The organism is Serratia bockelmannii (assembly GCF_008011855.1).
GTDB lineage: Bacteria > Pseudomonadota > Gammaproteobacteria > Enterobacterales > Enterobacteriaceae > Serratia > Serratia bockelmannii.
Window position 1 is genome coordinate 1 of sequence record NZ_VOUX01000031.1, and the last position, 17,584, is coordinate 17,584.

Below are 17,584 nucleotides of genomic sequence, written 5' to 3' on the forward strand. Positions count from 1 at the left end.
AAGTGAAACGCCGTAGCGCCGATGGTAGTGTGGGGTCTCCCCATGCGAGAGTAGGACACTGCCAGGCATCAAATAAACGTTATCAGTGTGACGACTGGTAATGCGCAAATCGCAAAGCGCGAATTTGCCGGCATCGAGAGATGCAACGTAAAAGAATCGGTGGAGCGGTAGTTCAGTTGGTTAGAATACCTGCCTGTCACGCAGGGGGTCGCGGGTTCGAGCCCCGTCCGTTCCGCCACTTAATTGATAAGCCCTGAGTCTCTGACTCAGGGCTTTTTCATGTCTATATTTTGCGATTTTCAGGCCGGAATTGTCCTTCCTTACCGCCTTACTCCCCATATTGTTGCCTTTAGATCAAAAGTCTTATGCCGAACCAGGCGTTTTTGATCATTAAAAAAGTTGCCATAATCCTCCTCATACCACATCTACCCATTAATGAGAGAAAACATTATGAGCATCCCTGCATTTGGTTTAGGTACTTTCCGCCTTCAGGATCAGGTTGTTATCGATTCTGTCAGCACCGCACTCGAGCTGGGCTATCGCACTATTGATACTGCACAGATCTATGAAAACGAAGCGGCTGTTGGCCAGGCTATCGCTGCCAGCGGCGTGAAACGTGAAGACCTGTTCATCACCACCAAGATTTGGATCGCAAACCTGGCGAAAGGCGCGCTGATCCCAAGCCTGCAAGAAAGCCTGAAAAAACTGCAAACGTCCTACGTTGATCTGACGCTGATCCACTGGCCGTCACCCAACGACGAAGTGCCGGTTGCCGAATTTATGGCTGAGCTGCTGGAAGCGAAAAAGCTGGGGCTGACCCGCCAAATCGGCGTATCTAACTTCACCATCGACTTGATGCAGCAAGCGATTGACGCGATTGGCGCCGATGAAATCGCCACCAACCAAATCGAGCTGTCACCGTTCTTGCAGAACCGCAAAGTGGTAGAATTTGCGCAGCAGCACGGCATCGCCATCACCTCTTACATGACGTTGGCCTACGGCAAAGCGCTGCAGGACGAAACGATCAAAAGCATTGCTGCTCGTCACAATGCGACCCCAGCACAGGTTGTCCTGGCTTGGGCATTGAAGCTGGGTTATGCGGTTATTCCTTCTTCGACCAAGCGTGAAAACCTGGCGAGCAACCTGTTGGCACAGCAACTGACGCTGACCGACGAAGATATGGCGCAGATTGCCGCACTGGAGTGCAACGGCCGTCTGGTTAGCCCAGAAGGTCTGGCGCCAAACTGGGATTAATCATTCCTCGCAGTAGTCAGCATAAGGCGTCCATCGGGGCGCCTTTTTTATCGTTTCAGGTATTCACTCACAAAATCAATAAAGCTGCGCAGACGGTTGCTGACGGCGCTGTCGCTGTAATAAACCGCGTTGATCGGCATGGCGACCGGCAGTGTCGCTTCCACCAGAATCGGGACCAAATCTCCACGTTTGATATCTTCGTCGCTCATAAAGTCCGACAGGCAGGCGATACCGTTGCCATGCAGACAGAGATGGCGCTGGGTTTCTCCGCTATTGGTCGTCAAGCCTGGGGTGATTTCCAACTGGCTGCCATCTGAGCAAGCCAGTGGCCAGCGGTTCAAGCTGGGAAGGTCGTTGAAGCCGATGCAGCAGTGATGTTCAAGATCTTCTACCGTTAGCGGCGTGCCGTGTTGAGCCAGATAGGCGGGAGAGGCGAGCACATGCCGGTAGCTGGTCATCAGTTTGCGCGCTTTCAGTGTGGAATCGGTCAGTTCGCCTACGCGGATTGCGATATCCACTTTTCGCTCGATCAAGTTGATAAAGTTTTCCGAAGACACCAACGATAACGACATTTCAGGATAACGTTCGCGGAACTCCGCCACTAAAGGCGTCAGCATGTGCAGCACCACCGGCGTTGCCGCGTCGACGCGCAGCAGACCTTGCGGACGCTGGCGGCTTTCCATCAGCGCATTTTCCGCCGCGGCCATGTCGTTCAGTACCTTCTGCACCTGGCGAAAGTAATTCTCTCCTTCCTGAGTCAGGCTGATTTGGCGCGTGGTGCGGTTAAGCAACGTCACGCCCAGTTTGCTTTCCAGTTTTTTTACCGTTCGGCTGACTACGGAGTTCGCTTGTTCCAGGCGTTCGGCCGCCCGGCTGAAACTGCCGCTTTCCACTACGGTGACAAAGGTGATCAGCTCGTCTGAGTTTGCTTTCATTTTTGCTCCTATAGCAAAGTTAATTTGAAATTTTGAGCATTTTTATCATTTAAGCATAGGCAGATAATAGCCGTCATCAACTTGAATGCTATTTCGGAGTAAAAAATGCCACTCGCATTACTTGCCTTAACCATCAGCGCTTTTGCTATCGGCACGACCGAGTTCGTGATTGTTGGGTTGATCCCGACTATCGCGGAGCAGATTGGGGTGACCGTACCGTCCGCTGGATTGCTGGTGACTATCTATGCCCTCGGCGTGGCCATTGGCGCGCCGGTGCTGACGGCCCTGACCAGCCGTATACCGCGCAAGCTGCTGCTGGTTGGCCTGATGGTGCTGTTCACTCTCGGTAACCTGCTGGCCTGGCAATCACCCAGCTATGAATCGCTGGTGATTGCCCGGTTGTTGACCGGCCTGGCGCACGGCGTGTTCTTCTCTATCGGCTCCACTATCGCGACGAGCCTGGTGGCGAAAGAGAAGGCGGCTTCCGCCATCGCCATCATGTTTGGCGGCCTGACGGTGGCGCTGGTGACCGGCGTACCGTTAGGGACGTTCATCGGCCAGCAGTTTGGCTGGCGTGAAACCTTCCTGGCCGTTTCTCTGATTGGCGCGGTCGCTACGGTGGCCAGCATTATTCTGGTGCCGAACAATATCAAGAACCAGGGCAGCGCCGGCGTGCGGGAACAGATGAAAGTACTGACCCATCCTCGTCTGCTGCTGATTTACGCAATTACCGCATTGGGATACGGCGGGGTCTTCACGACCTTTACCTTCCTTGCGCCAATGATGCAGGAACTGGCGGGCTTCTCTGCTCCGACCGTGAGCTGGATACTGTTGGCTTATGGTGTCGCGGTGGCGGTGGGTAACATCTGGGGGGGCAAGCTGGCCGATCGCCATGGGGCGGTGCGTGCGTTGAGCTTTATCTTTGCCGCGCTGGCTGTTTTGTTACTGGTGTTTCAGTTTACCGCCAGCCACAGTATTGCCGCTTTGCTGACGGTGATTGCGATGGGCGTGTTCGCTTTCGGCAACGTGCCGGGGCTGCAGGTCTATGTGGTGCAGAGAGCCGCGCAATACACGCCAAATGCGGTGGATGTGGCGTCCGGTCTCAATATCGCGGCGTTCAACATCGGTATTGCGCTCGGTTCGGTGATTGGCGGTCAGACCGTCGCCTCACTGGGGCTGGCGCAGACCCCCTGGATTGGCGCGCTGATCGTGGTAGTTGCACTGTTGCTGGTTAGCCTCAGCGGCCGCCTGGATAAAAAGTCTCAGCTGCAAACGGCTTGATACACAAAATCATTGTTGTCTGGCCCGCATTTTGCGGGCCTTTTCGCATTTTTCACCTATTACTCCCTGTCTTTACACAGCTATACCGTCAGAAGATTGAAATCGCTGCAGGTGGCCCCTATAACTGAAAAGGTGATGCCCGCAAAAGCCATGCCCTCTATGCGGGGTAGGCGTATAATCAATTCATCGTTGGCGAGTGTTCATCGCCAGTTTTCATGTTAATGGGTAATAGGCGAATCGCGTGCCGAAACGAACTTATGCAATGAGGTATGTTGCAGGTCAGCCAGTTGAGCGAATCTTTCCTGGCGCCGTTAACCAGCCGTTGCCGCCAGGGGCGGCGCTGCCGACGACCGGCGCCTTGCGCGTTATGGTGTGGAATATTTTCAAACAGCAGCGAGCCGACTGGCTTTCGGTGCTGAAAAACCATGGCAAAGACGCGCAGCTGGTGTTGTTGCAAGAGGCGCAAACCACGCCGGAACTGGTGAGCTACGCTACTGCCAACTACCTGGCGGCCGATCAGGTACCGGCCTTTGTGCTGCCGCAGCATCCTTCCGGCGTGATGACGCTGGCGGCCGCTCATCCTGTTTACTGCTGCCCGCTGCGCGAGCGAGAGCCCCTGCTGCGGCTTTCTAAATCGGCCCTGATCACCGTTTATCCGCTGTACAACGGGGAACTGTTGATGGTGGTGAACATCCATGCGGTGAACTTTAGCCTGGGCGTCGACGTCTACAGCAAGCAGTTGGGGCCGATAGGCGAACAGATCGCCAGTCACCGGGGGCCGGTGATTATGGCGGGGGATTTCAACGCGTGGAGCCGCAAGCGCATCAATGCGCTGTATGACTTCGCCGGCGAAATGGCGCTGCGCGAAGTGAGCTTCACCGACGATCACCGCCGCAAGGCTTTTGGCCGTCCGCTGGACTTCGTGTTTTACCGCAATCTTGGGGTCGTAGAGGCGTCGGTGCTGGTGACCAGCGCGTCGGATCACAATCCGTTGTTGGTGGAGTTTCATCCGGAGAAAGACTCGCCGGTATGGTGAACCGCAGGTAATAAAAAAGCACCCCGAGGGGTGCTTTTTTTGTGCCGAACATTTAAGTATCCGGCGTCATCTTGTTGCCGACAAACAGGGTCAGCTTCAGACCTGGCTGCAGGTTGCCTTTGGCGAGCGTTGAATTCCAACGCATCACGTCGTTAATATCGACGCCGTGACGACGTGCGATACTGGCGAGCGAATCACCTTTACGAACCTGGTAGGTGATACTGCTGTTACTGCCAGTATTGCTGGCCACTTGCAGGGTTTGCCCAACTTTTATGGCGCTCTTGGCGCGTAAGTTGTTCCAACTCTGCAAATCGCTGGTCTTAACGTTCAGCCGCTTGGCAATGCCCGATAAGGTGTCGCCGGAGCGCACTTTATACGAACTGCCACCGGACAAACCGCTGTTCTTCGCCAACTGCGTCGTTGGTTGAGTCACGGCGATCTGGCCATCGGCCAGCGAGTCTTTCAGCTGATCGGCATGCCCTTTGGGAACCATGATGTAATGGGGCCCGTTGGGTGCCGTAACGCCTTTTTTGTAGCCTGGGTTATACGCTTTCATCTTGGTGACTGAAAGCCCTGCCATCTCAGCCGCCTGAGTTAGCTGGATCTGCTGCCCGACATCGATACGAGCCAGCGCACGGGTTTCATCCGTTTTCGGGAGTTTCACGCCGTATTTCTTGCTGTTCTTGATGATGTCGCTCAGTGCCAGCATTTTCGGGACATAGATTGACGTTTCACGCGGAAGCGACAATGCCCAGAAATTGGTTGGCTTACCCTGGCGTTTGTTTGCCTTCACCGCTTGCATCACGCGGCCTTCACCACTGTTATAGGCGGCTACGGTCAGTAACCAGTCGCCGTTAAACATGCGGTTCAAGCGCTGCATCATGTTAAGCGCAGCGGTTGTCGAGGCGACGACATCGCGCCGACCGTCATACCACTGATTGTTTTTCAAACCATAATTGCGACCCGTTTGCGGCACGATTTGCCATAGCCCTGCGGCGTTGGCACTTGACGTGGCGTGTGGGTCAAAAGCGCTCTCCACTATGGGTAGCAGTACCAGTTCCATCGGCATATTACGTTTCTTAATCTGCCCGACTATCCAGTACATGTACGGCTCTGCCCGTAATGTTACATCGTGGAGATAGCTCTTACTTTTTAAGTACTTTCTTTTCTGATCACGGATCCGGGAATTTTCCGGAACCTCCATCTTCAGCTCGTCGCTAATGAAGTTCCACAGGTCCTGTTGCGCGGCGGGACTGTTGTTATCCAACCACCGCGCCGAGCTCGCTCGGCCATTTGCTGTGTACTCTCCTGCTTCACCATCTTGACCAGCCGAAGACAAACTCTGTGCATGCTGTTCTGGCGCCGGTGCGTCCTGCCTGGACGACTGGCAACCCACTAGCAAGACTGAGGCGAGAAATATCGCTTTAGCCTTCATGTGTGTGTCAATGTAGTTGCTTAAAAGACGAGCAATAATACTTTGCTTCGCCAAATAACACAACTAAAAGCTTAGAAGTTATCTTTCCGCAGGCGTAATTCGGAAAAAACTGAATGAAGGCTTTCTGGTGGTGAATTAAAGCCTAATTTCTTTTGTAAATCAGCGTCATGGCAACGTAAAAACAGGTTAATTTTGCGCTCTAATTGCAACGTGGTCGGCACACTGGCTTGGCCTTTTGCCCTTAACGCTTCAACATGTTGTTGATATGTTTCAATCTCTCGATCTTCCGGCAAAATAGCCCGCGCAAACTTAAGATTAGAAAGAGTATATTCATGCGCGCAGCAAATTAAGGTGTTATCGGGAAGTTGCGCGAGTTGTTGAAATGAGTCGTACATTTGTTTGGCGGTGCCTTCAAACAGCCTGCCGCAGCCGGCGGAGAAAATGGTGTCGCCGCAGAACAGATAAGGGGCACTATAGAATGCCACATGGCCCAACGTATGGCCGGGAACGGCGATAGTCCTGTATTGGCGGCCATCGATGTCAAAGGTGTCGCCGTCGCGGACGATGTGGTTGGCGCCTTTGTCCGCGGTTTCTTGCGGCCCATAGACGGCCAGCCCGGGATACTTCGCTACGATTTGCGCCACGCCGCCGACGTGATCGTGATGATGGTGGGTCAGCAGGATCGCCGCCGGCGCCAGCTGCAGGCGCTGCAACGCTTCGAGTACCGGCTGCGCTTCACCCGGATCGACGATAATGCAGCGCCCCTGTCGGTCATCCAATAACCAAATGTAATTGTCCTGGAAGGCGGGAATGCTGATAAGATTCATGGTGTACCTCTCGTTGGCAACGGCTTGAAAGAAGATAATAAATCATGAAACCAGCCCATACTCTACAAAAGCTCACCGGCCCGCAGTCATGGGCTGAGCTGCCGTGGGGGGAGTACTATCGTGAAGCGCTCGAGCGGCAGTTGCAACCCTGGTGGCCGAAGCTGTTCGGTTTCCATCTGCTGAAGATGGGCATGCTCAGCGCCGAGCTGGCCACGGACAAATGCGCGATTTCCCATCAGGTCAACGTAGGGCTGGAAGGCGAAGGGCTGCAGGTGATCGCCGATGCCTATCAACTGCCGTTCGCCGCCAAGTCGGTGGATGCCTGCCTGTTGGCGCATACGCTGTCCTATGCGGACGATCCGCACCGCATGCTGCGCGAGGTGGACAGGGTATTGATCGACGACGGTTGGTTGGTTATCAGCAGCTTCAATCCGTTCAGCCTGCTGGGATTGGGCAAGCTGGTGCCCGGATTACGTCATCGCCAGCCCTATGTCAGCCGCATGTTTACCCAGATGCGGCTGTTGGATTGGCTCAGCCTGCTGAATTATGAGGTGCTGCATCAGTCGCGTTTTCACGTGCTGCCGTGGCACCGCAAGGGCGGCAAGTTTTTATGTACCCATTTGCCAGCGCTGGGCTGCATGAGCGTGATTGTGGCGCGCAAACGCACCTTGCCGCTAACGCCTACGCCGATGAAACTGGGGGCGAGAAAGCCGTCTCTTAGCCGCGCGGTGGGCGCGACCAAGAGCTATCGCAAGCTGCCTTAGGCTTCCGGTTGGTAACCGACGTCTTCTTGCGTCGGCTTACCGGCCGCTTCGCGCGCCAGCACGTCACAACGTTCGTTCTCCGGGTGGCCGGCGTGGCCTTTGACCCATTTCCATTTCACCTCGTGGCGCTGAATGGCCAGATCCAACCGCTGCCACAGATCGACATTCTTGACCGGCTTTTTGTCGGCGGTTTTCCAGCCGCGCTTCTTCCAGTTATGGATCCAACTGGTGATGCCCTGGCGCACATACTGGCTGTCGGTGCTGAGCGTCACGGCGCAGGGCACGGTCAGCGCTTCCAGCGCCACGATCGCCGCCATCATTTCCATGCGGTTATTGGTGGTCAGACGAAAACCCTCGCTGAAGGTTTTTTCCGTTTGCTTATAGCGTAATATCGCGCCGTAGCCACCGGGGCCGGGGTTGCCAAGGCAGGAGCCGTCGGTGAAAATTTCTACCTGTTTGAGCATCTCTGGTAGACTCTTCCTATCAGTTTTATAAAAGCCAAGTCTGACATAAACGAGCGCTGTGAGCACTGCAATATGATCTCTACAACCACCAGACAGATTGTCCTCGATACCGAAACCACCGGTATGAACAAGCTTGGGGTGCACTACGAAGGGCACCGCATCATCGAAATCGGTGCGGTGGAGGTGATTAACCGCCGCCTGACCGGGCGCAACTTCCACGTTTACATCAAGCCGGATCGGCTGGTGGATCCGGAAGCGTACGGCGTACACGGCATCAGCGACGATTTCCTGGCCGACAAGCCGACCTTCGATCAGGTTGCCGACGAATTCCTCGACTTTATCCGCGGCGGCGAGCTGGTGATCCATAACGCGGCGTTCGACATCGGCTTTATGGATCACGAATTCCGCATGTTGCAGCAGGGTATCCCGAAGACCGAGACCTTCTGCACCATCACCGACAGCCTGCTGATGGCGCGCCGCCTGTTCCCGGGCAAACGCAACAACCTCGATGCCTTGTGCAGCCGTTATGAGATAGACAACAGCAAGCGTACGCTGCACGGCGCATTGCTCGATGCCGAGATCCTGGCGGAAGTCTATCTGGCGATGACCGGCGGTCAGACCTCGATAGCGTTCCAGATGGAAGGTGATACCCAGCAAAACGACGCCGCGCAAGAAATTCAGCGCATTGTCCGCCCGGCGACGGCGATGAAAGTGGTCTACGCCAGCGACGAAGAAGTGAAGGCGCACGAGGCGCGTCTGGATCTGGTGGCGAAAAAGGGCGGCAGCTGCCTGTGGCGCGGTGCGCCGGCCGAGTAACGGCATTTTTGCACGAAAAAAACGCACCGGATGAACCTTCGTTGAAAAACTGTGCAAACGGTTCATTTGGTGAGAAAAAGGCGTTGACGGAACCGAGAGGCGTCCGTAATATGCGCCTCGTTCCCCCGCAAGAGGGAATGGCGCGGAGCGGTAGTTCAGTTGGTTAGAATACCTGCCTGTCACGCAGGGGGTCGCGGGTTCGAGCCCCGTCCGTTCCGCCACTATTCAGAAGCCCTGAGTTAGCGATAACTCAGGGCTTCGTCGTTTCTGCTCTCGGCAAAACGGTACGGCCCAATAAACGGGGCCGGCAGACCGGCCCCTGATTCCTCAGAACAACACCGAGTAGTTCAAACCGAAGGTGCGTCCGCGGCCCTTATAGCTGTACAGCTCAGGCGAGCCGTAGGTCGGGCTGTACAGGATCGGCGCGCGTTGGCCCCAAACGGTGGTGTATTCCTTGTCCAGCAGGTTTTCCACGCTGAAGCTGATTTTCCCTACCGGCAGGGTATAGCTGCCGAGGAAATCGAGGGTGTTGTAGCCATCGATTTTGCGGCCTTGGGTGGAGTTGGCCTTGGTGTAATCGCCGTCGTCCGACACATCGAAGGTTTGCTGCGACTGTAAGCGCAGATTCCAGTCGCCCGGCGCCCAGCCGACATAAGCGGTGACTTTCGATGGGCTGGCGGTATCGACCACCAGCTTCTTCCATTCGCCGTTGACCTTGGTTTCGGAACGGATAACGTTGAAGTTGGTGCCGGCGCTCCAGTCGCTGTCTTCAAAGAAGTAGTCCACCGCGCCTTCCAGCCCATAGATGCGCCGCTTGTCCGCATTGACGTTAATGGTCATGTCGGTTTTGTTGATAGCGATGCTCTTGTCGGACAGCGAGTAGTAAGCGGCAATTTGCGTGCGCAGGTTATCGCCGGTATAGCGCCAGCCCAGCTCGTAGGCATTGACCTTGATGCCTTCCAGCTTGGAATCGCCGACGTTGACGCTCTTCAACAACTGGTAATGGCCGCCGTTCAACGCGTAGGTGCCGTTACCGTAATATTTGCCCGGATCCGGGATCTCGAAGCCCTGAGAGAAGTTGAACCAGGTTTGCTGGCGCTCGGTCAGATGTGCCAACAGGCCGGCGTTGAACAGCGCGTTGTTGTAGTCGGTTTTCCCGCCCGGTATAGCGTCGGCGGATGTCGCGGCGCCGGTGGCGATCGCCTGCTGCTGGTTATAACCGACGAAGTCGTCGATCTTGTTTTCGGTGTACTGGTACCGCACGCCGCCGCTCAGGGTGAAAATGGGATTAATGTCGTAACTGGCCTGTAGGAACGACGCCAGGTTGCTGGTGGTATAGCTCGGGTAGCGGCCGGTGCTGTAAGCGTTCTCCAGCATCATGCCGCCGGACTGCTGAGCCTTCGCCAGGTTAAAGAACTGCTGATTGGCGTTGAAGCTTTCATGCTCGGCGTCAATGCCGTAAGTCAGCGTCAGTGCGTCGACAGGTTTGCTGTTTAACGTCAGCTTGCCGCCGTAGAAATCGGTTTTTTGCTGCGAAGCACCAATGCTGTTGACGTAATAGTTCGGCGCTTTGCCCGCCAGCGTCGGGAACGGATAGAAGGTCAACGTTTCGTCGCGGTAGTAGACCTGCGCCACCAAATCCTGGCCGAGGAAATCAGTGTTGGAATACTGCAGGTTGATCAGGTGGCGTTCGGTACCGGGGATGCGGTCGGAATTTAAGTTACCGCTGTTATATGCCTTGGCGTTGCCCGTCACCGCCGCAAAGTTCTCTCCCAGGAACAGGCCGTGATCGCCGTCGGATTGGCTTTTGTAGTATTGGGTGGTCAGCTGCAGCTGTTGATGATCGTCGATGTTGAGGGTGCCGGTGCCCATGACGTCGAGGCGATCGGAATACTGCAGGCCGGTTTGGGTATTGTCGATCAGTACCTCATTGCCTTTGCCGTCATACCAGCCGCCATAGCGCTGGTAAGAAACGGACAGGCGCCCAGAGGCGTTGTCGTTGCCGCCGCTGACCGCCGCCGCCACGTTCTCGTCGTGATCGTTATGGCCGCCAAAGCCGGTTTTACCGCCGACCTGCAACTCGACCTGCTGTTCCTGTTGCCCTTTTTTGGTGACGATATTGATCAGGCCGCCGGTGCTGCCGCCGCCGTACAGCGAGGTCGCGCCGGAAATCACCTCGATATGATCGATATTGAATGGATCGATCGAATCCAACTGGCGGCTGTCGCTGCGCGATGAATTCAGGCGTACGCCGTCAATCATCACCATCATCGAGCGGCCACGCATATTCATGCCATAGTTGGTACGGCCCTGGCCGCTGACGTCCATGCCGGGGATCAGCTGCGCCAACATGTCCTTGATCTCTTTACCGCCCTGAACCTGCTGTTCGATCTCCTGGCTTTCAATGATCCAAGTGGTCTGTGCCATTTCCGCCGTGCTGCGGTGCGAACGGCTGGCGGAGACCACCATCTGCTCTTCGGTGCCGGCTTTCTGATCTTCAGCCCAAGCCGCCGGCGCAAGCATTGCCAGCAGACAAGGGTTCAATACCCAAAGGTGTTTGCGTTTCATCGTTATTTCCTGGTGATATTGTTATTGTGTTTTTTTGAGAATGCTTCTTTTATCAATAACGTTTCTTGTTATCAATAAAATCGTGATATGATTTTTTGCGATACATTAACGTAATTAATTAGTTTTATTAACATTTTGCCCGCTGCGCGATCGAGCACCCCACGCCGTCAACACGGCAGCCGATCGGCCATACGCACAAGCGACAGCCGTTGCCGGAGAATCGAGAACATGTCCGCCAGCTACAGAATTTTTGATATCACCTTGAAAAGCAAAACGCTGATTTCATCTTCGCTGGTGCGCTGCGTGTTTGAAGGTGCAGATATTCATCGGATGAAGCTCGAAGCGCCGGACCAGCGCATCAAACTGTTGTTCCCGGCGGCGGACGGCAAGATCCCGCAGTTGGTCAACAGCTCGGACTGGTACGGCGATTACATGGCGATCCCCAAAGAACAGCGTCCGGTGATGCGCACCTATACGTTGCGTGCGCTGCGCCGCGAGCAGAATCAGATGGACGTCGAGTTCGTGTTGCATGGCGTGAACGGCCCGGCTTCCGCCTGGGCGACCCATGCCGAACCCGGAGACACGATTCAAACGGTCGCCCCCAACGGTGACTTCGACGGCGACAGCGGCGGTTACGAATGGGCGCCGCCGGCGCAGTTGCAACAGGCGTTGCTGATCGCCGATGAGACGGCGGTGCCGGCGGCGATGGCGATTCTGGAACAGCTGGCGCAGCAGGCCAATCCGCCGCGGGTGCAGGCGTTTTTTGAGGTGCCGGTGGCGGGGGATTGCCTGGATTTGGCGCATTTCCCGTTCGCCGAGGTCTACTGGCTGCCGCGTGACGTCGGCCGCCAGCTGGCACACGGTACGCTGCTGGTGGAAGCGGTGCGCCAGCGGGTGGATATCCCCGCATCGGCGTGCGCACAGGCGCAGTCACTGGCGGAAAGCAGCCTGAGCGATGAGGTGCTGTGGGAGCGGGCGGCCGGCAGCAACGCTTTTTATGCCTGGGTGGCGGCCGAATCTTCTGCGGTGAAAACGCTGCGGCGTTACCTGATTGGCGAACGCGATCTGGATCGCTCCACCGTCAACTTCATGGCCTATTGGTGCTGAACGAGCCGTCCTTTTCCGGCATCGGCGCGGAGTCTTTATCTCTCTGCCGAAGATCGACGCGCTAATCGCCGGCTGGGAGCGTGTTTAATCAGTCGAGACGCAGAAAGCTGTCGGCATCGCGCCAGGCCGGGAAGGCGCTGCGGTAGCTCTGCAGGGTTTCCAGCGACAGCTCGGCGTCCAGGCGCGTGGCCGCGCCGGGTTCCGCATCCGCCAGGATCTCGCCCTGAGGGCTGATGATTAAGCTGTCTCCGCTGTAGCTCAGTCCGTTAGGATCTTCGCCCACCCGGTTGCAGCCCGCCACATACACCTGATTCTCAATCGCCCGCGCCGTCAGCAGCGTTTGCCAATGGTGGCTGCGCGGCGCCGGCCAGTTGGCGACGTACAGCGCCAGATCGTAATCCTGCTGATAGCGCGCCCAGACCGGGAAACGCAGGTCGTAGCAGATCTGCGGCAGGATGCGCCAGCCGCGCCACTCGAAGATTTCACGCCGGTTGCCGGCCTGGTAATGCAGGTGTTCGCCGGCCATGCGGAACAGGTGGCGTTTATCATAGGCATGCACCTGGCCGCTCGGCTCTACCAGCAGGAAGCGGTTGACCGCGCCTTCGGGCGTTTTCAGCGCCACGCTGCCGCCGATTAACGCGTGGCTTTTCACCGCCCAACTGCGCAGCCAGTCGATCACCTGCTGTTCGGGCAGGGCGCTCTCGCCGGCATCCATGGCAAAACCGGTGGTGAACATTTCCGGCAAAACGATGAGATCGCGCCCGGCGATCGGCGCCAGCAACGCGTCGAAGGCGGCCAGGTTAGCGAGGCCGTCGCGCCAGACCAGAGGTTGCTGCAACAGGGTAATTTTTAAAGTCGACATAACCGCTCCGCAGCTGCATCCAGCGTGGCGTCCTGTTTAGCGAAGCACAGCCGGATCAATTTATGGGGGAAAGGATCGGCACAGAAGACCGACAGCGGAATGGCCGCCACGCCCACGTGCTCGGTTAACCAATGGCAGAACGCCACATCGTCCAGATCGGAGATGGCGCTGTAGTCCGCCAGTAAGAAGTATGTACCCGCGCAGGGTAAAATTTCCAGTCGGCTGCGCGCCAGCGCCTGCACAAAGCGATCGCGCTTGGCGCGATAGAACGCCGGCAACTGCCGCCAGTGCTCCGGCTCGGCACGCAGGCTATCCGCTAGCGCCAGCTGCGCCGGGGTGTTGACCGAAAAGGTCAGGTATTGATGCACCTTGCGCACCTCGGCGCTCAGCGCGGCGGGCGCCACGCAGTAACCCACTTTCCAGCCGGTCATGTGGAAGGTTTTACCGAAGGAGGACACCGCGATCGCCCGTTGGCGCAGCTGCGGGTGGGCCAACACGCTGGCGTGGCCGCCTTTGGCGAAGCAGATGTGTTCGTAGACTTCGTCGCTGAGCACGTAGATTTCGCGTTCTGCAATGGCGTGCCACAGCTGCTGCATATCTTCCGCCTGCCAGGCGGTGGCGGACGGGTTGTGCGGCGTGTTGACGATCACCAGGCGGGTGCGCGGCGACAGCGCGGCGGCGAACTGTTGCCAATCCACGGCAAACGCGGGCGGCTGCAGGGCGAGGCGTTTGAGTACGCCGCCGGCCAGCGTCACCGCCGGCGCATAGCTATCGTAGCTGGGATCGAAGCAGACCACCTCATCGCCGGGGCGCACCAGCGCGCTGATGGCGGCGAACAGCGCTTCGGTGGCGCCGGCGGTGACGGTCACTTCAGCAGCGGCGTCCGGCTGCCAGCCATACAGCTCGGCGGTTTTGTCGGCGATGGCTTCGCGCAGCGGCGCCACCCCGGTCATCGGCGCATATTGGTTGGCGCCCTGGGCGACGTGCCAGGCCAAGCGTTCTTTCAGGTAGTCCGGCCCGTCGAAATCAGGGAAGCCCTGAGACAGGTTGATCGCCTGATGCTGCTGCGCTAGCGCGCTCATTTGGGTAAAGATGGTGGTGCCCAGGGCAGGCAGTTTACTTTCGGGAATCAATGCGGAAGTGCTCATAGCAGGTGAATACTCCAGGCGCTTATATTGCCGTCAATATAACACGATGCTAGTATTTGGCAATCAAGACGCTTAGATGGCTAAATGCGAAAAAGTGCTTAGCCCGCCACGCGGCAGGCAAAGTTTCCTCTGCCGGCCGCCTTACCGAACGGGAAATGATAATAATGACGGATAATCCGCAATTTACCGCATTGCTGGCGGCCTGCCACTGGATTGGCGACAAAGGCTGGTGCCCGGCGACCGGCGGCAACATGTCGCTGCGCCTCGACGAACGTCAGTGCCTGGTCACCGAGTCCGGCAAAGACAAGGGCAGCCTGAGCGCCGCCGATTTTCTGCGGGTGGATATCGCCGACAATCATGTGCCGAGCGGCCGCACGCCGTCGGCGGAGACCGGGCTGCATACGCTGCTCTACCGCCTGTCTGCGCACATCGGCGCGGTGCTGCATACCCATTCCGTCAACGCTACCGTACTGTCGCGGGTGGAACGCGGCGATGCGCTGGTGCTGCAGGGATACGAAATGCAGAAGTCGCTGGCCGGCCAGCGCAGCCACCTGGACAGTGTGGCGATCCCCATTTTTGATAACGATCAGGATATCCCCCGGTTGGCGGCGCGTGTGGCGGCCTATGCCGAGGCCACGCCACTGCAGTACGGTTTTCTGGTGCGCGGCCACGGTCTCTATTGCTGGGGAAGCCAGGTAGCGGAAGCCCGCCGCCATCTCGAAGGGCTGGAATTCCTGTTCCAGTGTGAACTGCAACGCCGCTTACTGGAGGCGAAATGATCCGCGCTATCGTGACCGATATTGAAGGTACCACCAGCGATATTCGCTTTGTGCATCAGGTACTGTTTCCCTATGCCCGCGAACGGCTGGCGGATTTTGTACGCCACCATGCCGCTGAGAGCGACGTCGCCGCGCCGCTGGCGGCGCTGCGCGCTGAAATTGACCAGCCGCAGGCAGATCTTGACGCGCTGATCGCCGCCCTGTACCGCTTTATGGATGAAGATCGCAAATCTACCGCGCTCAAGGCGCTGCAGGGCATCATCTGGCGCAGCGGCTATCGCGAGGGCGACTTCCGCGGGCATCTGTACCCGGAAGTCGCCGGGCAGTTGGCCGCCTGGCAGCGGCAGGGAGTGAAGCTTTACGTCTATTCCTCCGGTTCGGTGGAAGCGCAGAAGCTGCTGTTCGGTCACAGCGACGCAGGCGATCTGCAGCCGCTGTTCAGCGGCTATTTCGATACGCACGTTGGTGCCAAGCGCGAAACCGCGTCGTACCGCAACATTGCGCAGGCTATCGGCATCGCGCCCGACGAGCTGCTGTTCTTGTCCGATATCCACCAGGAGCTGGATGCGGCGCAGGCCGCCGGCTGGCATACCTGCCAGCTGATCCGCGATGAGACGGACGAGCAAAGCCGGCATCCGCAGGTTAACCGTTTTGATCGTATCGATTTAGGGGAGTTCGTCTCATGAGTGGATTGACCATTTTCAGCGATAAAGCGCCGCAGCAGCCGCTGTGGCAGAGCCGCGACGCGCAGGAGATCCAGCGCCAGCTGGCGCAAATCGGCGTGCGCTTTGAGCGCTGGCAGGCGGATCGCGAGCTGGGCGACAACCCGCAGCCGGAGGCAGTGATCGCCGCCTACCAGCATGAGATCGACCGGCTGGTGGCGGAAAAGGGCTACCAGAGTTGGGACGTGATCAGCATGCGGCCGGACCACGAGCAGCGTCAGGCGCTGCGCGAAAAATTCCTGTCCGAACACACGCACGGCGAGGATGAAGTGCGCTTTTTCGTTGAAGGGGCGGGGCTGTTTTGCCTGCATCTGGACGGCAAGATCTTCCAGATCCTGTGCGAAAAGAACGATCTGATCTCGGTGCCGGCCAACACCCGTCACTGGTTCGATATGGGCTCGGCGCCGCACTTTACCGCGATCCGGGTATTTGACAACCCGGAAGGCTGGGTGGCGCATTTCACCGGCGACACGATCGCCGATGCCTATCCGCGTTTGGACTGATCGTCAACCGGCGGGCGTTACCCCAGCGCCCGCTGGAAAATCCCCGCTTCAACCTGTTGCGGCGTGATCACGCCGCTGTCGAACACCCACCCGCTGATAAGCTTCGCCGGCGTGACATCGAACGCCGGATTGTACACCGGTGCCTCGTTCGGCGCCCACTGGCAGGCGCCGAAGCTGCCTGAAACGCCGGTGACTTCGGCCGCCGCGCGTTGCTCGATCGGGATGGCGGCGCCGTCCGGACAGTGCGGATCGTGGGTGGTGTGCGGGGCGGCCACGTAGAACGGGATGCCGTGATAGTGCGCCAGCACCGCCAGGCTGTAGGTGCCAATCTTGTTGGCGACGTCGCCGTTGGCGGCGATGCGATCCGCGCCGACCCACACCGCATCGACCTGGCCCTGCGCCATCAGGCTGGCGGCCATCGAATCGCAGATCAGACGATAGGGAATGCCCAGCTCGCCCAGTTCCCAGGCGGTCAGACGGCCGCCCTGCAGCAGCGGCCGGGTTTCATCGACCCACACCTGTTGCACTTTGCCCTGCTGGTGGGCGCGCAGCAGCACCCCGATGGCGGTGCCGACGCCGGCGGTGGCCAACCCGCCGGTATTGCAGTGGGTCAGCAGGCGGCTGCCGGGCTTGACCAGCCCAGCGCCGTGATCGGCGATGCGATCGCACAGCCGGCGATCTTCCTCCACCAGCCGCAGCGCTTCGTTCACCATTGCCGGCGCCCAGTCAGGCTCCGCCAGCGCCAGCTTCATGCGATCCAGATTGTTCATCAGGTTAACCGCCGTCGGGCGCGCGGCGCGCAGCGTGTGCAGCGCCTGTTCCAGCTCGGCGCGCGGCAGACCGCGTTCCGCCAGCAGCGCCAACAGCAGGCTGGCGGACAGCCCGATCAGCGGCGCGCCGCGCACCCGCAGGCTGTGAATGTGCCCGACCAACTCTTCCACGCTGTCGCAGGCCCGCCACCGCTTTTCCTGCGGCAGAGCTTGCTGATCGAGGATCCAAAGGCGGTTATCTCGCAGGGTCAAACTGGTGGTGTTAAGCGCTTGCATCGGCGGTTAATTCCTTGTTGCGTGGTTATTGCATCTG

Annotated in this window: 17 protein-coding genes and 2 tRNA genes; 11 read left to right on the forward strand and 8 right to left on the reverse strand. The window is 58.0% G+C overall.

Features of this window, described 5'->3' with window-relative positions:
* The first annotated feature begins 161 nt into the window (after window positions 1–161).
* Window positions 162–238: transfer RNA gene (locus FOT55_RS14270), tRNA-Asp, on the forward strand.
* 212 nt (window positions 239–450) lie between these two features.
* Entirely contained in the window at window positions 451–1,254 is an 804-nt protein-coding gene (gene dkgB / locus FOT55_RS14275) for a 2,5-didehydrogluconate reductase DkgB (RefSeq protein WP_016929009.1), read from the forward strand.
* 47 nt (window positions 1,255–1,301) lie between these two features.
* Here dkgB and yafC read toward each other — a convergent pair whose 3' ends face one another.
* Window positions 1,302–2,189, reverse strand: coding sequence for a DNA-binding transcriptional regulator YafC (yafC, locus tag FOT55_RS14280; protein WP_025301648.1), 888 nt, complete (start codon window positions 2,187–2,189; stop codon window positions 1,302–1,304).
* Between the two features lie 105 nt (window positions 2,190–2,294).
* Here yafC and FOT55_RS14285 point away from each other — a divergent pair, with 105 nt between their 5' ends.
* Both FOT55_RS14285 and FOT55_RS14290 read left to right on the forward strand, forming a co-directional pair.
* A complete protein-coding gene (locus tag FOT55_RS14285) occupies window positions 2,295–3,470 on the forward strand; it encodes an MFS transporter (RefSeq protein WP_147823596.1) in 1,176 nt (391 codons plus the stop codon).
* Between the two features lie 241 nt (window positions 3,471–3,711).
* The gene (locus FOT55_RS14290; protein ID WP_025160092.1) at window positions 3,712–4,506 is read left to right on the forward strand and encodes an endonuclease/exonuclease/phosphatase family protein; all 795 of its coding nucleotides are present in this window, start codon (window positions 3,712–3,714) and stop codon (window positions 4,504–4,506) included.
* Between the two features lie 52 nt (window positions 4,507–4,558).
* Here FOT55_RS14290 and mltD read toward each other — a convergent pair whose 3' ends face one another.
* Together mltD and gloB are read right to left on the reverse strand one after the other, a co-directional pair.
* Window positions 4,559–5,941 carry a murein transglycosylase D gene (gene mltD, locus FOT55_RS14295; protein WP_060447684.1) on the reverse strand — a complete coding sequence of 461 codons (1,383 nt, stop codon included), beginning with the start codon at window positions 5,939–5,941 and terminating at the stop codon, window positions 4,559–4,561.
* Window positions 5,942–6,012: 71 nt separating this feature from the next.
* A complete protein-coding gene (gloB, locus tag FOT55_RS14300) occupies window positions 6,013–6,768 on the reverse strand; it encodes a hydroxyacylglutathione hydrolase (RefSeq protein WP_049295099.1) in 756 nt (251 codons plus the stop codon).
* 44 nt (window positions 6,769–6,812) lie between these two features.
* Here gloB and FOT55_RS14305 point away from each other — a divergent pair, with 44 nt between their 5' ends.
* Window positions 6,813–7,532 carry a class I SAM-dependent methyltransferase gene (locus FOT55_RS14305; RefSeq protein ID WP_141970849.1) on the forward strand — a complete coding sequence of 240 codons (720 nt, stop codon included), beginning with the start codon at window positions 6,813–6,815 and terminating at the stop codon, window positions 7,530–7,532.
* Here FOT55_RS14305 and rnhA read toward each other — a convergent pair.
* Window positions 7,529–7,996: a ribonuclease HI gene (gene rnhA / locus FOT55_RS14310; protein ID WP_060451942.1), complete on the reverse strand. Its 468-nt coding sequence runs from the start codon at window positions 7,994–7,996 to the stop codon at window positions 7,529–7,531. The two genes, FOT55_RS14305 and rnhA, sit on opposite strands and share 4 nt — an antisense overlap.
* A 72-nt stretch (window positions 7,997–8,068) precedes the next feature.
* On the opposite strand from rnhA, the gene dnaQ reads away from it, so the two are divergent.
* The gene (dnaQ, locus tag FOT55_RS14315; RefSeq protein WP_038871384.1) at window positions 8,069–8,812 is read left to right on the forward strand and encodes a DNA polymerase III subunit epsilon; all 744 of its coding nucleotides are present in this window, start codon (window positions 8,069–8,071) and stop codon (window positions 8,810–8,812) included.
* A 144-nt stretch (window positions 8,813–8,956) separates the two neighbouring features.
* Window positions 8,957–9,033: transfer RNA gene (locus FOT55_RS14320), tRNA-Asp, on the forward strand.
* A 106-nt stretch (window positions 9,034–9,139) separates the two neighbouring features.
* Here the strand turns inward: FOT55_RS14320 and FOT55_RS14325 are convergent.
* Window positions 9,140–11,380, reverse strand: a complete 2,241-nt coding sequence (locus FOT55_RS14325; protein ID WP_060447683.1) for a TonB-dependent siderophore receptor — start codon at window positions 11,378–11,380, stop codon at window positions 9,140–9,142.
* A 228-nt stretch (window positions 11,381–11,608) separates the two neighbouring features.
* Between FOT55_RS14325 and FOT55_RS14330 the strand changes: the two genes are divergently transcribed.
* A complete protein-coding gene (locus FOT55_RS14330; protein WP_043135506.1) occupies window positions 11,609–12,487 on the forward strand; it encodes a siderophore-interacting protein in 879 nt (292 codons plus the stop codon).
* Window positions 12,488–12,575: 88 nt separating this feature from the next.
* On the opposite strand, the gene FOT55_RS14335 is transcribed toward FOT55_RS14330, so the two are convergent.
* Both FOT55_RS14335 and FOT55_RS14340 read right to left on the reverse strand, forming a co-directional pair.
* Window positions 12,576–13,349 carry an amidohydrolase gene (locus tag FOT55_RS14335; protein ID WP_147823597.1) on the reverse strand — a complete coding sequence of 258 codons (774 nt, stop codon included), beginning with the start codon at window positions 13,347–13,349 and terminating at the stop codon, window positions 12,576–12,578.
* Window positions 13,337–14,497, reverse strand: coding sequence for a pyridoxal phosphate-dependent aminotransferase (locus FOT55_RS14340; RefSeq protein ID WP_043135510.1), 1,161 nt, complete (start codon window positions 14,495–14,497; stop codon window positions 13,337–13,339). The genes FOT55_RS14335 and FOT55_RS14340 overlap by 13 nt, the downstream gene beginning before the upstream one ends.
* A gap of 164 nt (window positions 14,498–14,661) precedes the next feature.
* Between FOT55_RS14340 and FOT55_RS14345 the strand changes: the two genes are divergently transcribed.
* From FOT55_RS14345 to FOT55_RS14355, 3 genes are read left to right on the forward strand one after another with little or no spacing between them, the layout of a single operon-like run.
* Window positions 14,662–15,276 (forward strand): methylthioribulose 1-phosphate dehydratase, encoded by a 615-nt coding sequence (locus tag FOT55_RS14345; RefSeq protein ID WP_025301659.1) that lies wholly within the window; start codon window positions 14,662–14,664, stop codon window positions 15,274–15,276.
* Window positions 15,273–15,962: an acireductone synthase gene (gene mtnC / locus FOT55_RS14350; RefSeq protein WP_147823598.1), complete on the forward strand. Its 690-nt coding sequence runs from the start codon at window positions 15,273–15,275 to the stop codon at window positions 15,960–15,962. The genes FOT55_RS14345 and mtnC overlap by 4 nt, the downstream gene beginning before the upstream one ends.
* On the forward strand, window positions 15,959–16,501 hold the full coding sequence (locus FOT55_RS14355) for a 1,2-dihydroxy-3-keto-5-methylthiopentene dioxygenase (RefSeq protein WP_043135518.1): 543 nt from the start codon (window positions 15,959–15,961) through the stop codon (window positions 16,499–16,501). Before mtnC ends, FOT55_RS14355 begins: the two co-directional genes overlap by 4 nt.
* Before the next feature lie 17 nt (window positions 16,502–16,518).
* Here FOT55_RS14355 and mtnA read toward each other — a convergent pair whose 3' ends face one another.
* Window positions 16,519–17,547, reverse strand: a complete 1,029-nt coding sequence (gene mtnA, locus FOT55_RS14360) for an S-methyl-5-thioribose-1-phosphate isomerase (RefSeq protein WP_025301662.1) — start codon at window positions 17,545–17,547, stop codon at window positions 16,519–16,521.
* Window positions 17,548–17,584: the final 37 nt, after the last annotated feature.

Excerpts from the sequence above, each read along its gene's own strand:
- dkgB (WP_016929009.1), top strand. The coding sequence starts at position 451 with ATGAGCATCCCTGCATTTGGTTTAGGTACTTTCCGCCTTCAGGATCAG.
- yafC (WP_025301648.1), bottom strand. The coding sequence starts at position 2,189 with ATGAAAGCAAACTCAGACGAGCTGATCACCTTTGTCACCGTAGTGGAA.
- FOT55_RS14285 (WP_147823596.1), top strand. The coding sequence starts at position 2,295 with ATGCCACTCGCATTACTTGCCTTAACCATCAGCGCTTTTGCTATCGGC.
- mltD (WP_060447684.1), bottom strand. The coding sequence starts at position 5,941 with ATGAAGGCTAAAGCGATATTTCTCGCCTCAGTCTTGCTAGTGGGTTGC.
- gloB (WP_049295099.1), bottom strand. The coding sequence starts at position 6,768 with ATGAATCTTATCAGCATTCCCGCCTTCCAGGACAATTACATTTGGTTA.
- FOT55_RS14305 (WP_141970849.1), top strand. The coding sequence starts at position 6,813 with ATGAAACCAGCCCATACTCTACAAAAGCTCACCGGCCCGCAGTCATGG.
- rnhA (WP_060451942.1), bottom strand. The coding sequence starts at position 7,996 with ATGCTCAAACAGGTAGAAATTTTCACCGACGGCTCCTGCCTTGGCAAC.
- dnaQ (WP_038871384.1), top strand. The coding sequence starts at position 8,069 with ATGATCTCTACAACCACCAGACAGATTGTCCTCGATACCGAAACCACC.
- FOT55_RS14325 (WP_060447683.1), bottom strand. The coding sequence starts at position 11,380 with ATGAAACGCAAACACCTTTGGGTATTGAACCCTTGTCTGCTGGCAATG.
- FOT55_RS14330 (WP_043135506.1), top strand. The coding sequence starts at position 11,609 with ATGTCCGCCAGCTACAGAATTTTTGATATCACCTTGAAAAGCAAAACG.
- FOT55_RS14335 (WP_147823597.1), bottom strand. The coding sequence starts at position 13,349 with ATGTCGACTTTAAAAATTACCCTGTTGCAGCAACCTCTGGTCTGGCGC.
- FOT55_RS14340 (WP_043135510.1), bottom strand. The coding sequence starts at position 14,497 with ATGAGCACTTCCGCATTGATTCCCGAAAGTAAACTGCCTGCCCTGGGC.
- FOT55_RS14345 (WP_025301659.1), top strand. The coding sequence starts at position 14,662 with ATGACGGATAATCCGCAATTTACCGCATTGCTGGCGGCCTGCCACTGG.
- mtnC (WP_147823598.1), top strand. The coding sequence starts at position 15,273 with ATGATCCGCGCTATCGTGACCGATATTGAAGGTACCACCAGCGATATT.
- FOT55_RS14355 (WP_043135518.1), top strand. The coding sequence starts at position 15,959 with ATGAGTGGATTGACCATTTTCAGCGATAAAGCGCCGCAGCAGCCGCTG.
- mtnA (WP_025301662.1), bottom strand. The coding sequence starts at position 17,547 with ATGCAAGCGCTTAACACCACCAGTTTGACCCTGCGAGATAACCGCCTT.